Below are 12705 nucleotides of genomic sequence, written 5' to 3'. Positions count from 1 at the left end.
ACCGGTGCCGGCGAGGCGCTGGTCTCGGCTCCGGGTGTGCTGGAGGGGGGCGGTGCAGCGGTGGGGCTGGCTTTGGTGGCGGGGCGGGGGGTTGGCGTGGCCATGGGATCGGGATGGTGTGGGACGACGGATGGGATGGCGGTCTTCAGCCGTCGGGTTCCCAGAAATCGATGGTTCCGCCGATCGTGAGATCGGTGAAGGTGTCGGGATCACCGCAGGCGAAGCGGGCGGCGGAGCCGGATGCGGTGAACACCCAGTTGCCGGGGGATGCGCCCACGGGATCCACGGCCACGCTGAGCTTCCCCTTGGCGGTGCGCAGCACCCTGAGGTTCCAGTGCTTCAGACCGCCCACCCGCTGGGTGCACACGATCGAGCCGGTGACCTGCATGATCTCCATTACTTGGATCCCCCTGCCGGGGGTGGCGGCGCCTGCTTGCCAGCATCCGGATCCCAGTGATCGATGATGCCAACGATCGTCAGATCGCTCGGATACGACTTGCTGCCGGCAGCTTCCCGGGCGGCGGAACTGCCCACGCAGATCACCCAGTCGCCGGGAATGCAGCCCACCGCGTCGACGGCCACTTTCTGGGTGCTGCCGTCGAGCACCACCAGGAGATGCTTGTGCTCGAAGTCGGGAATGCGGTTGGTGGAGACCAGGGGTTTGATGACCTTGCAGATCAGCATCTCAGTGCCCCCCTCCGGTGTTGAAGCTGATCGACGAACTTAAGGTTTCAGCCGGCACATGGCGGTCCTGATCGCGCACGGTGAGCAGCGTGTGGAGCAGCCCCTGGGAGCAGAGGTCGGCGTAGCGGCTTTCGATCGCTGCCTTCACCCGTTCGCAGTGACGCACGGCACGCTCGCGGGCGCCCGGCACGGCGCCGTGGTAGTCGAAGCGCAGCACCACCGGGATCNGGCAGCCCCCGCGACACATTGAGGCCCTTGAAGATCTTCACCCCCACATCGAGGTCGGCGGCGCCCTCCTCGACCGTGTCCATGTAGGCGAAATAGGTGAGGTTGCGCAGGTGGATCTCCTTGAATCCGATACCCACGCCGATGAACCGCTCAGCGTGGCCGAAGTCGCTGTAGCTGCCGCGGTGAAATTGGCGCACGTAATCGATCTGGGAGATGTTCTGCTCGATCAGCCTGGCCACCAGGGCCACCATCCCCGCGTCGGGGCTGGTGGGGGCTGCCTGCTGCACCAGGTCATGGATCCGGGCGCGTGCTTCGGCCGGGTTCAGCGCCGCGGTCGCGTCATACACGTCGCGTGCATCGAGCCAGCTCTCCAGGTCGGTGCTGCCATCACTGCCGGGCATGTGGATCCGGATGGCGTCGGTGTCGGTGTCCATGCCGATCAGCAGCAGATCCACCGAGGCACCGCAGCAGAAGCTGTTCTCCACGGCCTGCTGGAAATCCTTGAGCCGCTGCAGGCCCTCGGCCGCTGCCGCCCGGTCATCGCTGCCATGGGCGGCGCAGCCNTCGTGGCAGGGATCCTTGGAACTGAAGTGATACACCACCGCCTTCAGGTAGCGGGTGTCGGCATAGGCGGGATTGGGCAGACCTTCCCGATAACGACGGTGCTCGGTCTTCACCCACCGGTTCACCGTGTTCTCCACATCGAACATGGCGCCGGCGTGGGAGCGGCGTCGCACCGAGCTGAACGGCAGGCGGAGGGCATAGGCGATGGCGTGGGCCAGGCGTCCGTCAGCGCAGGGGGTGATGTCGAGCAGGTGGAAGCCGCACTCCAGCAGAAAGGCATTGAATGCCTCGGCTTCGGCTGAATCGGCCTGACCGGCGAGCGGATCGCGGTTGAAGAAGGTGCGACTGGTGTGCTCGTAGGCCTCGAAGACGCACCAGGCGAAGAGGGTGCGCATGTCGAGCTGGCTGGTCCAGGCGTTCTCGAGGACCGGCAGGGGAAGCGCATAGCCCAGTTCGGCCTCCGCGAGGCGCTGGGCCTGGGTCACGAAATCGGCCTCGTGCTGCAGCGCCGAGAGCTGCTTGAGCACCGGCACGATCCGATCGAACGCACCGAGGGTGTCCTGCTCGTAGGCACGCAGCCTGGTGTTGGCGGCAGCGTTGGTGAGGGGATGGAGTCCGCCGCTCTGGGGGCTGCTGGCGCCGCTGCGGCCATGGACCACCTGGGTGGCCACCGGACGAACCCGGCGGCCAGCGGGGGCCAGCGAGCGCCCGGCGCGGGCCGCACTGGCCAGTTCCCGCTGGCGCACGACCTTGCTCAGGGAACTCAGCGGTTCCAGACCGGCCGCCGCCTCCTGGGACTGGTCGGTGACCGAGTCGCCGGACCCCCTGAGGCTGAAGACGCCGCGCAGGGGGGCTGTGGGTGCGAGCGGCCTGGTGTCGGCGGTTCTGCGACGGCGGGGCATGCCTGGCGCCTCAGCCCCGGGCTCCGCCCGACACCGTGATCAGGGAGCCGGCGGTTGTGTTGCCGCTGGAGCCGGTGACCCGGCTGACAGGCTCCGGCACCTCGTCGTTGCGCTTGCGTTGCGCGCCTGGCATGGCGGTCATCGGACCGGGTCGGGTGGGGTTGCGGCGCCGGGCCGAGGCCCCTTCCGTGCCGGTCACACGATCGCCGCGATCCCAGTCGTCGCCGGTGATCTTCAGGCCGGCAGAGATTCCCTCGCCGGTGACGCGCGAAACGGGGCGGCCATCCTCCTCGATGGCCACCGGGGTGGGCCTTTCGATCGGCCCGCGGGCCAGGTTGCGAGCGCCCCGGTCGAAGCGGAACTGTTCGGTGCCGGTGATCTTGTCACCGGCCATGTCAAAAGGGCCGGTGATGCGGCTCCCCTGCTCGTAGCCGGTCCCGGTGACACCACCGGGCCGCTGCCGGAGACTCTGAGCAGCCCGGGCGGGGGACTGCACGCTGAAGCGCTGCCAGGGGGCTTCGTTGAGGGGCTGGGGATAGTCGGCATCGGCGCCGATGGCTGCACCGCAGGCCTCCGCCAACTGGTCGGCTCCCACGTAGGGAGTGCCGGTGATCGCTTCGCAGGCGCCGCGTTCGGCACCGGTGAGGGCGCCGCCGATGCCCGGCTGGATGCCGCTCATGCGGCTGGCGCCGCGCACGGGGGTGCGCTCGCGGATGGCGCGAACGGCCGGGGTGGGGCAGTTGGCACTGGCTTCTTCCAGACCGGCATAGGGGGTGCCGGTGATGGCCTTGCAGGTGCCCGGCTCGTCACCGGTGACCTTGTCGGAGCGGCCCGTACGGGTTCCGCTGACGACCTGGGCGCGGTTGGTGACACTGAAGCCCACCTTTGGCGCTTCAGCGGGAGGCTTCGTGCCGCAGAAGGCCCCGTACTGGTCGGTTCCGATGTATTCATCCCCGGTGATCAGGCGGCAGCTGCCCGGTTCGTCGCCGGTGACGTGCTGGCTGCGACCCACGGCGGTGCCGGTCACCCCGGTGCCCCGCAGGGTCTGCAGCGCGGCCACCTTGGTCGGGGCCCTGCCGGCGACGGGCGGTTCGGCGCCCAGGTACTGATCACCGGTGAGCTGCAGGCCGGAGCCCGGTTCGTCACCTGTCACCCGGCTGGAGCGACCCACCATCACCCCGGAGACCGGCTGGCCGCCCAGGGTCTGGCTGCGGCCCACCTTGCGGGGGGTGGAGGGGGTGCTGCCGCAGTACGCGGCCGACTGGTTGGCTGACACATATTCGGTGCCGGTCACGTTCTTGCACGTGCCGGGCTCATCTCCGGTCACCTTCTCGGAGCGCCCCACCTCGTTGCCGGTGACCCGGTTGCCATGGCTGGTGGCGGTGACGCGCACCTTGTCCGGCTGGCGGGTGGGCGCGTCACTGCGGCAGAAGGTCTGGAACACCTCCGCGCCCAGATACTCGGTGCCGGTGATCGGTCGGCAGGTGGCTGCCTCGTTGCCGGTGGTCTTGGGCGAGCGATTCGCCTGGGTGCCGGTGACCACCTGGCCGCCGGTGGTTTCGCTCACTCCCACCTTCCAGTGGGCATCGGCGGCGGCGGCCTGCTTGGCCCCGTGGCGGTTGGGACCGCTGGGGCGGGTGCCGCCGCTGCGGGAGGTGCCGGCCGCACCGGTCTTGCTCTTCAGCTCCCGCACCTTCTGGGCGAGTTCGCGGGCGCTGAGATCGGGGTTCATCTGGCGCGCCACGGCGGCGGCACTGCTCTTGCCGCTGGCGGCGGCCGACTTGCCGTGCTTGGAGAGGGCCTCGCGACGGCTCAGCACCAGGGCCCGGCTGRGATTGTGCTGGGGAGCGGCCTTGCGCTGCGAGGCGCGGCGGTCGGTGCCGCTGCCGTTACGGCTGCCGAGGCTCAGCTCCGAGGTGCGGCCGGGGCGGGCCTCGGCAGTCGCACTGTCTGCTGCCTGTCCGCGGCCCTGGCAGCCGCAGGGTTTTGGTCTCGGCAACCGGCGCAGTCCCCACCGCTTCGGCGCCGCCGCCGCCGGTGCCGCGGGTGGCTGTTCGACCCAGATCGGTGCGGGTGCGGTCCCGCGAGGTGCTGGCGCGTTTGCCGCTGCGGCTGAGGGCTTCGCGCCGGGCCAGCACCAGATCGCGGCTTGGATTGCTCACGCGCTGCACGCTGCGGCTGGTGCTGCTGGCCGCAGGCCGGCCCAGTGAGGAGGCAGGGGCTGCTGCCCGTGCCGCAGGTGCGGCGCCGGAGCTGCGGGTGTCGCCGCGGCGGTGGCGGAGGTCCGGGAGGGACGGGCATCGCTGGCGCTGCGGGTGCGGCTGGGCCCGGAGGTGAACCGCCCGGCGGCCTTCTTGCCGCCGTCCGTGAGGGCCCGGCGGCGCTCGAGTGCTGCTTCCCGGCTGGATGTGCTGGCCATGACCGCCCGTCGAATGGAATAGCTGGATTGCGGACAGCCTTGCTTCGGTGGGAGGGGCCTGCTGGCACACCACCGGAAGGGGCTGTCGCTGGAGTGGAAGCCGGTCCCGGCGTGTGCCGGGACCGCTGCTGCCGTGTTGGCTCTGGGATGCTGCGGATCAGCGACCCTCGAACACCACGAAGGCCGCGCCCTGGCTCTGGGTGTAGGCGTCGTAGCCCACGAGGCGCACGTGGTGGTCGGGGTAGGCGCGGTGGCAGGCCTCGAGCTCGCTCACGATCACGCTCAGGTCCTTCTCACCGAAGAAGGGCAGCTTCCAGAACGACCAGTAGGTGGCCATGGAGCGGCTGGGGTGCACGTGCTCGATGAGCGGGCTCCAACCCTGGGCAATGATGTAGGCGATCTGGTCGTAGATCTCGTCCTGGGTCATCGGCGGCAGGAAGCCGAAGGTCTCCAGGGTGGCGACTGTTTGATAGTCACCCACGGTGCTCTTGAAAGGCATGGGGTTCCTTGAGATGGATGGATTGAAAGGAACGGGGGGAGATGGGTTAGGGCATCTCCCGGATTCCGTTCGTTGCTGGCTCAGTTGACGTCGAGCTTGTCGACGGTGTCGAACTCGAACTTGATCTCCTTCCAGGTCTCGAGGGCGATCGCCAGCTCAGGGCTGTGCTTCGCGGCTTCCGTGAGGATGTCGCGGCCTTCGCGCTCGATTTCGCGACCGGCGTTGCGGGCCTTCACGCAGGCCTCGAGGGCCACACGGTTGGCGGCAGCACCAGCGGCGGAACCCCAGGGGTGACCGTGGGTACCACCACCGAACTGAAGCACCGAATCGTCGCCGAAGATGCTCACCAGGGCCGGCATGTGCCAGACGTGGATACCGCCGGAGGCCACGGCGAACACGCCGCCCATGGAGCCCCAGTCCTGATCGAAGAAGTTGCCGCGGCTGCGGTCTTCGGGCACGAACGACTCGCGCAGCTGGTCGATGAAGCCGAGGGTCGACTGGCGGTCACCCTCGAGCTTGCCCACCACGGTGCCGGTGTGGAGCTGGTCACCACCGGAGAGGCGCAGGCACTTGGCCAGCACCCGGAAGTGGATGCCGTGCTTGGGATGGCGGTCGATCACCGCGTGCATGGCGCGGTGAATGTGGAGCAGCATGCCGTTCTTGCGGCACCACTTCGCCAGACCGGTGTTGGCGGTGAAGCCACCGGTGATGTAGTCGTGCATGATGATCGGCATCTCGAGTTCCTTGGCGAACTCGGCCCGCTCATACATCTCCTCGGGGGTCGCTGCCGTGCAGTTGAGGTAGTGACCCTTCTTCTCGCCGGTTTCCTGTTCGGCAGCCTTGACGGCTTCGGCCACGAACTCGAAACGGTTCTGCCAGCGCTGGAAGGGCTGGGAGTTGATGTTCTCGTCGTCCTTGGTGAAGTCGAGACCACCGCGGAGGCACTCATACACCACACGGCCGTAGTTCTTGCCGCTCAGGCCGAGCTTCGGCTTGATGGTGCAACCCAGCAGGGGACGGCCGTACTTGTTCATCCGGTCGCGCTCGACCACGATGCCGTTCGGGGGACCCATGCAGGTCTTGATGAACGCCATCGGGAAGCGGATGTCCTCCAGACGCAGGTGGCGGAGGGCCTTGAATCCGAACACGTTGCCGACCAGGGAGGTCAGCACGTTGGTGATCGACCCTTCCTCGAACAGATCGAGAGGGTAGGCGATGAAGGCATAGAAGGATTCCTTGTCGCCAGGAACGTCTTCGATGCGATAGGCCCGGCCTTTGTAGAAGTCCAGGTCGGTGAGGAGCTCGGACCACACGGTGGACCAGGTGCCGGTCGAGGATTCGGCGGCCACGGCGGCGGCCACTTCCTCGCGGGGCACACCTTCCTGGCCGGTGACCTTGAAGCAGGCCAGCAGGTCGGTGTCGAGGGGGACGTAATCAGGAGTCCAATACGTGTCGCGGTACTCCTTGACCCCAGCGTCGTACTTCTTAGCCATGGGAGATTCTCCGGTTGGGTCGGTAAGGGGAATGGGTGGGCTGCCGAACGCTCAGCGCTCAGGCGTCAGACCACTCAGTCCTTGGAACCGGGGAAACCGGCGCTACCACCCAGGGCAGGCTCCACCTCGCGGTGAGGGCGAGCGATGATGTGGGCAGCCACCAGGCCGTCGCCCACGCGCTCGCAGGCATCGGCGCCGGCACGCACGGCGGCGTTCACGGCACCGGTCTCGCCGCGCACCATCACGGTCACGTAGCCGCCGCCGACGAATTCGCGGGCGATCAGCCGCACTTCGGCAGCCTTGGTCATGGCGTCGGCCGCTTCGATCGCGGGAACCAGACCGCGGGTTTCGATCATGCCGAGGGCGATGCCCATGGTTTCGTTAGCCATTACCTGCTCCTGGAGGAGGGGGTGGAATGTTCGTTGGCAACCATGGTCCGGCGCTAAACCCCCCGTCAACCCATTTGGGTTGTGGCGACCATCACCGTTTGCCGCAGCTCGCATAAGCGCTGCTGATCAGTGCCTCACAAAACGTAAGTGTTTGCCTGATGGACCGCGGCTGGCCCTGGATCAGGCCCGGCCGGGCGGGTCGCTCAGAGCCGCTCCGCATCCGACACGTAGGCCACGCCGCCGTAGTAGTCGAGCAGCGGTCGCAGTTTCTGCCGCAGCAACGCCATCGGTTCCTCCTCGCAGAACACCACGACGTGGGCGTTGGCGCCCAGACCGCTGAACTCCATCCCCTCCGAGACCGCGCCGTGCGGTCCCTGGCCGGTGACGTGGCGGATCACCGAGTAGCCCGGAGCGCCGGCGGCCTCGATGGCCCGAACCACCCGCGGCAGTTCGCGTTCGCTCAGGATCAGGTCCACCCGTTTCATGGTTCGGCATCCGGTCGGGAAGGTGGGCGTGCGGGACTCAGGCGGGGGCGGGCAGCACGGCCCGCACCAGTGCCATGTAAAGCGGAATCCCCACGATGATGTTGAAGGGGAAGGTCACACCCAGGGCGCTGGAGATGTAGAGGCTGGGGTTGGCCTCCGGAACCGTCATCCGCATCGCCGCCGGCACGGCGATGTAGGAGGCGCTGGCACAGAGCACCACGAACAGCAGGGCGTTCCCGGGGCTGAGATCCAGAACCCTGGCGATCAGGCTCCCACGCCGGCATTGAACAGGGNCATCAGCACGGAGAACCCGATCAGGAAGNCTCCCGCCCGGCGCAGATCCCCGACCCGCTGAGCTGCCACCATTCCCATGTCGAGCAGGAAGAAGCTCAGGGCTCCGTAGAAGAGCTTGTCGGTGAAGGGCAGCATCTTCTCCACACCGGCGCTGCTCTGGCCGGCCACCAGCACACCGATCAGCAGGCTGCCCACCAGCAGAAACACAGAACCGTTGAGCAGCGCCTCGTGGAGGACCAGGCCCCAGTTCATGCTGTTGTCGTCATCCTCAGGCCGCTGCTGCGAGGCCGCCAGTTTCACCAGCAGCAGTCCGATGATGATCGCAGGCGATTCCATCAGTGCCAGGGCGGCCACCATGAAGCCGTCGAAGCTGAGTTGCTGGGTGTCCAGAAAGCTCTCGGCGGTGATGAAGGTCACGGCGCTGATCGATCCGTAGGTGGCCGCCATTGCCGCCGCGTTGAAGCTGTCGAATTTCAGGCGCAGCACCAGGAAGCTGTAGACCGGCACCAGCAGCGACATGAGCACCGCCGCCAGGATCGTGGGCAGCACCTGACCGCCCAGGCCGCTGTGCTCCAGCTCCACCCCTCCCTTGAACCCGATCGCCAGCAGTAGATAGAGGGAGAAGAGTTTCGGCAACGGTGCTGGAATTTCCAGATCGGATCCCACCAGCACGGCCAGCACCCCGAGGAAGAAGAACAGCACCGGCGCGCTGAGCAGGTTCTGCAGAACNAGGGTGGTGTCCATCGGCTGGGGCAGCCCGAGGGGCCGGCGACACTGGCCGGACCCTAGGCAGGGTTGGGACAACCGGCCGTGAGGACATGCGCAAACTTCAGAAGTCCCGGGGCCGATCTCCCTAGCGTTGCTGCCGAGCCGGAAGCCCTGGACTGGTCCGGGGGTGGAATGTTCAACCCATCCGNCTCCCCCAACCGACTGCGGGCCATCGCCGCTTCGTCACAGCCGCTGCGTCACAATGGCGGGCCCCGCTGCCGGGCCGTGCCTGTGCTGGTGATCGCCAGTGGCAACCCCCACAAGGTGGCTGAACTGTGCTCCATGCTCGGACTGCTGCCGATTGAGGTGCGCCAGCAGCCCGAGGGCCTGGAGATCGAGGAGACCGGCAGCACCTACGCCGAGAACGCCCGGCTCAAGGCGGAAACGGTGGCGCGGCTCACCGGCCAGTGGGCCCTGGCCGACGATTCCGGCGTGGAGGTGGATGCCCTGGGCGGGGCGCCTGGCATCTACTCGGCCCGCTACGCCCCCACCGACCATGAGCGCATCCATCGGCTGCTCCGGGAGATGGGTGATTCCCTCTACCGCGGCGCCAGCTTTGTCACCGCCATGGCCCTGGCGGATCCATCCGGCAGCACCGTGCTGGAGGCCCAGGGCATCTGCAGAGGCCTGATCCTGCGGGCCCCCCGCGGCCATGGCCCCGGTTACGATCCGATCTTCTGGGTGCGCGAGGCAGGCAGCACTTACGCCGAGATGGGCGAGCACCTGCGCAGCAAGCTCGGCAGCCGCGGCAAGGCCGCCCGTCTGCTGGCACCCGGAATGCGGCGACTGCTGGGCCTGGCCTAGCCGGCGCTGCCGTTGATCTGGTGGATGGCGCGCATGGCGGCGGCCGCGGCCTCCTCCNACATCCCCCNTCCCGCCCGGCCAGGGTGAGCCGGCCGAAGGCTCCCACGGCCTTCACATCCACCACGGTGATGTTCGAGGCCTTCTCGGCCTCATTGGCGGCGATCAGCACGTAGCCGGCCGGTTCGGTTTCGAGGATGAACATGCTCATCCCGGCCTGGATCATCGAACCGCGGCGGTTCTGGCGGTTGATCAGCACCGCGTGATCGGGTGTGATGGCCCGGATGATCTCGGTCCAGCTCACCTCGGCGCGGCTGCGCTGCTCCACCCGGCTGCCGATCGCCTCGAGCACCACGTCGCCGGAATGGAGCACGTTGCTCTGATCCCGGTGGTAGAGGGCGAGGGAGCCGAAGGCGCGCTCCACCACCATCTGGCCGAGGCGCACCGTGCTCGCCTTGAGCGCGATGTCGGTGACCCGATGCACGGCCATGCCGGGCGAGACCTCCAGCCACAGGCAGGCGTCGCCGGGGATCGGCAGAAAGCCNTGGCTCACCGTGCCCATGTAGGCCGCCAGCTGGGGCTGAAGCGAATCGAGAAACACGTAGGTGCGCAACTCGATCGACTGCACGTGGCTCGACTGACGCGCCAGCCGCGAGCCCTCGCTGTCGGTGGTGATCACGCAGCTGGCGCCCTCGCTGTCGGGATCGACCACGGTGCCCGTGATCGTCGGACCGCCGGACAGCCGCAGAGTGCCTCGCCGCTGCCGGATGGCCCGATCGTCTGGGGTGAGCGGGCTGGGGGNCATCAGCGGCGCAGAAACTCCTTGCGGCGACGGGGCAGGAGGCAGACCGCACGGGACTGATGTCCCGCCAGCGATCGAGGCGTCATCCCGGGACGCTGCCGGACCCGGAAGCGGGCTGACTGTACCCCGGCCCTGTTCAGCCCTTGCCCACCTGGATCCAGCCGGTACCGTCCGATCGACGTTGATGGGACGTTCCATGGCCGCCAAGCGCCACTCCGGCACCGACTCCACCCCAGCCACCGCCGAAGCGGAGCCTCTGCCCGCCGAGCAGACCGATTCCACCATGCCCGACTGGATCACCCAGGCCACCGCCCAGGGCGTGAAGCCTGAACAGGCCCTGGCCTTCATCGGCCTCGGTCTGATGCAGAAGATGGCGGCTTCGGGCCAGGAGCTGCCCTGGCTGTGGAGCGAAGCCGAGGATGGGGGCCAGGCTGATCTGGCGGCGCTGCGTCAACGGCTCGAGCTCACCCAGCTGGCCCTGCAGACCGGAGCACCGCTCAGCACGGCTGAGGTGACCCAGCTGCTCGGTGCCCGGCCAGGAGCGGCGGTGGTGGAGCGCGGTGGCCTGCGGGCCCGGCGGCTCAGCCGCAACGTCTGGAAGCTGACCCGTGTCGCCGAGGAGTCCGGCAACGGCTTCAACGACGGATTCCGCCGCCGCCTCTGAGCGGCCACGGTCGCGCCGTGAGCCTGGACTGGCCGCTGCTCAGCCGGCCAGTCCCACCAGCTTCATCGAGAGATCCCAGACCCCCTGGGCCACTTCGGGGTCGCTTGCCTTGGCCGAGAGCTCCTGGCTGAACTGCTTGCCGCCCTGCTTCTGGCGGTTGCCCCAGCTCCAGTGCACCCCCGAGACGGCGAAGGCCGGATCGGCCACCACCTGGGCTACCCTTTCCCCCGCCAGGGCCTGGCTCACATAGCCGCCGGTGATGGTCTTCTGGAACCAGGGGAAGATCTTCTGGAAGGCCCGCGGCGTGTTGCGGAACAGCGGCGTGTCGGCCACGCAACCGGGATAGAGCGAGCTGAACACGATGCCGGTGCTGCCGTGCAGACGACGGTGCAACTCCTGACTGATGATCATGTTGCAGAGCTTGCTGTCCTTGTAGGCCTTGCCGGGCTTGAAGGGCTTGCCGTCGGCCATGGCGATGGGGGCCTTGAAGCCCGCCTTGAAGCCGCTGAGATCGCCCAGATCGGCGGGGGCCGGGATGGGGATCTTGCCGCCGAGTTCCTTGGAGTTCGCCGTCACGGTTCCGAGGATCACCACCCGACGGGAGGGGTGGCCTGAGCGCTGGATGAGCGGCAGCAGCAACTGGATCAGCAGGAAGTGGCCCAGGTGGTTGGTGGCCATCGAGAGCTCATAGCCCTGGGGCGATCGCTCCGGCTGCTTGAGGCGCGGCTTGTAGACGGCCGCGTTGATCACCAGGGCATCGAGTGGCAGGCCCAGGGAATCCACGAGGGTTTCCACCCCAACCCGCACGCTGTCGAGATCGCCCAGGTCGATCCGCAGATGGTGGAGACGGTCGGAGGGAATGCCGAGCGCNTCGGCNGCCTCGNCNGCCCGCACGGGATCCCGGTTGGCCGTGATCACGGTCCAGCCCCGATCGGTCAGGGCCTTGGTGGCGTTCAGACCGACACCGGAAGTAGTGCCGGTGATGAGCACCGTGCCGGAGCTGGCAGGCTTCACCGGATCGGTATCGACCTTGTTGTCGGCCTGGGAGTCAACCATGGAGGCGTTCGCGCTGGGGNCTTGCTGCGCCCAATCAGGAAGCGCCCAACCTTAGGGGNCTGAACGCCACACCACCCGCAGGCGGTTCGGTGCGATCCACTGGGCCTGCTCGCGGATCAGGCGCTGCTCGCCGTCGGTCACGAAGAGCTGGTCGAAGCGTTGCCGGGCCTTCGCCAGCTTGGCGCTTTCCAGATCCAGCACGGCCGCCAGTTCACCCTGGCGTTCCATGCGCTCCTGGTAGGCCAGGGCCAGCCTGAACAGGCTGACGGCTGCCACTACCACGAGAGAGCACTTCACGGTGAGGCCAATGAGGCTGCAGACAAGCTCCTGATGCTCCCGGAGGCTCAGGGCCGGTTTGACGGGCGTGGTGGCCATGCCGGTGATCGCGGGAGGGGGGCGATCAGGCCTTGTAGAGACTGAAGCTGAGCCGGATCGCAAGCACGCCGGCATGGGCGGCAACCACAAGGGCGATCAGCACTTCGGCCTGGGTGAGGGAGGAAACCATCGCAAGAGGCCGGAACCGGCAGGGCGCGTCAACCGGCACATTCTCGCTGGTGCCCGGGCTACGGTCCAGTCGCAGCAGGACCGCTGTCACAGCTTTTGATGCCCGCCGTGATGACCGACTCCTCCGCCCGGCCTCCCGCTGCTGCGCTGCGC

General features: G+C 68.0%; 13 protein-coding genes and 3 pseudogenes. 2 read left to right on the top strand and 14 right to left on the bottom strand.

What is annotated here, in order from left to right:
* Positions 1-145: 145 nt before the first annotated feature.
* The 10 genes and pseudogenes from SYNGFB01_RS11175 to SYNGFB01_RS11135 form a co-directional block, all read right to left on the bottom strand.
* Positions 146-397, bottom strand: a complete 252-nt coding sequence (locus tag SYNGFB01_RS11175; RefSeq protein WP_048017910.1) for a carboxysome peptide B — start codon at positions 395-397, stop codon at positions 146-148.
* Complete coding sequence (locus tag SYNGFB01_RS11170) at positions 397-684, bottom strand: carboxysome peptide A (RefSeq protein WP_048018086.1); 288 nt, start codon at positions 682-684, stop codon at positions 397-399. The genes SYNGFB01_RS11175 and SYNGFB01_RS11170 overlap by 1 nt, the downstream gene beginning before the upstream one ends.
* 1 nt (position 685) lies before the next feature.
* A pseudogene (locus SYNGFB01_RS11165) lies at positions 686-2378 on the bottom strand (carboxysome shell carbonic anhydrase).
* Between the two features lie 10 nt (positions 2379-2388).
* Positions 2389-4377 (bottom strand): CsoS2 family carboxysome shell protein, encoded by a 1989-nt coding sequence (locus tag SYNGFB01_RS11160; RefSeq protein ID WP_235300131.1) that lies wholly within the window; start codon positions 4375-4377, stop codon positions 2389-2391.
* A 159-nt stretch (positions 4378-4536) separates the two neighbouring features.
* Complete coding sequence (locus tag SYNGFB01_RS15710) at positions 4537-4797, bottom strand: hypothetical protein (RefSeq protein ID WP_235300130.1); 261 nt, start codon at positions 4795-4797, stop codon at positions 4537-4539.
* A 157-nt stretch (positions 4798-4954) separates the two neighbouring features.
* Positions 4955-5296, bottom strand: coding sequence for a ribulose bisphosphate carboxylase small subunit (locus SYNGFB01_RS11155; RefSeq protein ID WP_048018085.1), 342 nt, complete (start codon positions 5294-5296; stop codon positions 4955-4957).
* Positions 5297-5376: 80 nt separating this feature from the next.
* Complete coding sequence (locus SYNGFB01_RS11150) at positions 5377-6789, bottom strand: form I ribulose bisphosphate carboxylase large subunit (protein ID WP_048018084.1); 1413 nt, start codon at positions 6787-6789, stop codon at positions 5377-5379.
* Positions 6790-6863: 74 nt separating this feature from the next.
* A complete protein-coding gene (locus SYNGFB01_RS11145; RefSeq protein WP_048018083.1) occupies positions 6864-7178 on the bottom strand; it encodes a BMC domain-containing protein in 315 nt (104 codons plus the stop codon).
* 203 nt (positions 7179-7381) lie between these two features.
* Positions 7382-7663 (bottom strand): hypothetical protein, encoded by a 282-nt coding sequence (locus tag SYNGFB01_RS11140; RefSeq protein WP_048018082.1) that lies wholly within the window; start codon positions 7661-7663, stop codon positions 7382-7384.
* A 37-nt stretch (positions 7664-7700) separates the two neighbouring features.
* Positions 7701-8701, bottom strand: a pseudogene (locus tag SYNGFB01_RS11135) (sodium-dependent bicarbonate transport family permease).
* 249 nt (positions 8702-8950) lie between these two features.
* On the opposite strand from SYNGFB01_RS11135, the gene rdgB reads away from it, so the two are divergent.
* Positions 8951-9529, top strand: coding sequence for an RdgB/HAM1 family non-canonical purine NTP pyrophosphatase (gene rdgB / locus SYNGFB01_RS11130; RefSeq protein WP_048018089.1), 579 nt, complete (start codon positions 8951-8953; stop codon positions 9527-9529).
* Here rdgB and SYNGFB01_RS15705 read toward each other — a convergent pair.
* Positions 9526-10331, bottom strand: a pseudogene (locus tag SYNGFB01_RS15705) (BMC domain-containing protein). The gene rdgB and the pseudogene SYNGFB01_RS15705 sit on opposite strands and share 4 nt — an antisense overlap.
* Positions 10332-10611: 280 nt before the next feature.
* On the opposite strand from SYNGFB01_RS15705, the gene SYNGFB01_RS11125 reads away from it, so the two are divergent.
* Positions 10612-10992: a hypothetical protein gene (locus SYNGFB01_RS11125; protein ID WP_048018088.1), complete on the top strand. Its 381-nt coding sequence runs from the start codon at positions 10612-10614 to the stop codon at positions 10990-10992.
* A 39-nt stretch (positions 10993-11031) separates the two neighbouring features.
* Here SYNGFB01_RS11125 and SYNGFB01_RS11120 read toward each other — a convergent pair whose 3' ends face one another.
* From SYNGFB01_RS11120 to psaM, 3 genes are all read right to left on the bottom strand, one after another.
* Positions 11032-12048 carry a protochlorophyllide reductase gene (locus SYNGFB01_RS11120; protein WP_048018081.1) on the bottom strand — a complete coding sequence of 339 codons (1017 nt, stop codon included), beginning with the start codon at positions 12046-12048 and terminating at the stop codon, positions 11032-11034.
* Positions 12049-12099: 51 nt separating this feature from the next.
* Positions 12100-12423 carry a hypothetical protein gene (locus SYNGFB01_RS11115; protein WP_048018080.1) on the bottom strand — a complete coding sequence of 108 codons (324 nt, stop codon included), beginning with the start codon at positions 12421-12423 and terminating at the stop codon, positions 12100-12102.
* A gap of 25 nt (positions 12424-12448) precedes the next feature.
* Complete coding sequence (psaM, locus tag SYNGFB01_RS11110; protein ID WP_048018087.1) at positions 12449-12553, bottom strand: photosystem I reaction center subunit XII; 105 nt, start codon at positions 12551-12553, stop codon at positions 12449-12451.
* Positions 12554-12705 lie beyond the last annotated feature (152 nt).

The sequence above is a fragment of the Synechococcus sp. GFB01 genome, from assembly GCF_001039265.1.
Classification (GTDB): Bacteria; Cyanobacteriota; Cyanobacteriia; order PCC-6307; family Cyanobiaceae; genus NIES-981.
This window is presented reverse-complemented; position numbering and strand designations above follow the sequence as displayed.

What these genes read in the sequence shown, in the direction of transcription:
- SYNGFB01_RS11145 (WP_048018083.1), bottom strand. Translation starts at nt 7,178, where the DNA reads ATGGCTAACGAAACCATGGGCATCGCCCTCGGCATGATCGAAACCCGC.
- SYNGFB01_RS15710 (WP_235300130.1), bottom strand. Translation starts at nt 4,797, where the DNA reads ATGGCCAGCACATCCAGCCGGGAAGCAGCACTCGAGCGCCGCCGGGCC.
- SYNGFB01_RS11125 (WP_048018088.1), top strand. Translation starts at nt 10,612, where the DNA reads ATGCCCGACTGGATCACCCAGGCCACCGCCCAGGGCGTGAAGCCTGAA.
- psaM (WP_048018087.1), bottom strand. Translation starts at nt 12,553, where the DNA reads ATGGTTTCCTCCCTCACCCAGGCCGAAGTGCTGATCGCCCTTGTGGTT.
- SYNGFB01_RS11150 (WP_048018084.1), bottom strand. Translation starts at nt 6,789, where the DNA reads ATGGCTAAGAAGTACGACGCTGGGGTCAAGGAGTACCGCGACACGTAT.
- SYNGFB01_RS11170 (WP_048018086.1), bottom strand. Translation starts at nt 684, where the DNA reads ATGCTGATCTGCAAGGTCATCAAACCCCTGGTCTCCACCAACCGCATT.
- SYNGFB01_RS11175 (WP_048017910.1), bottom strand. Translation starts at nt 397, where the DNA reads ATGGAGATCATGCAGGTCACCGGCTCGATCGTGTGCACCCAGCGGGTG.
- SYNGFB01_RS11140 (WP_048018082.1), bottom strand. Translation starts at nt 7,663, where the DNA reads ATGAAACGGGTGGACCTGATCCTGAGCGAACGCGAACTGCCGCGGGTG.
- SYNGFB01_RS11155 (WP_048018085.1), bottom strand. Translation starts at nt 5,296, where the DNA reads ATGCCTTTCAAGAGCACCGTGGGTGACTATCAAACAGTCGCCACCCTG.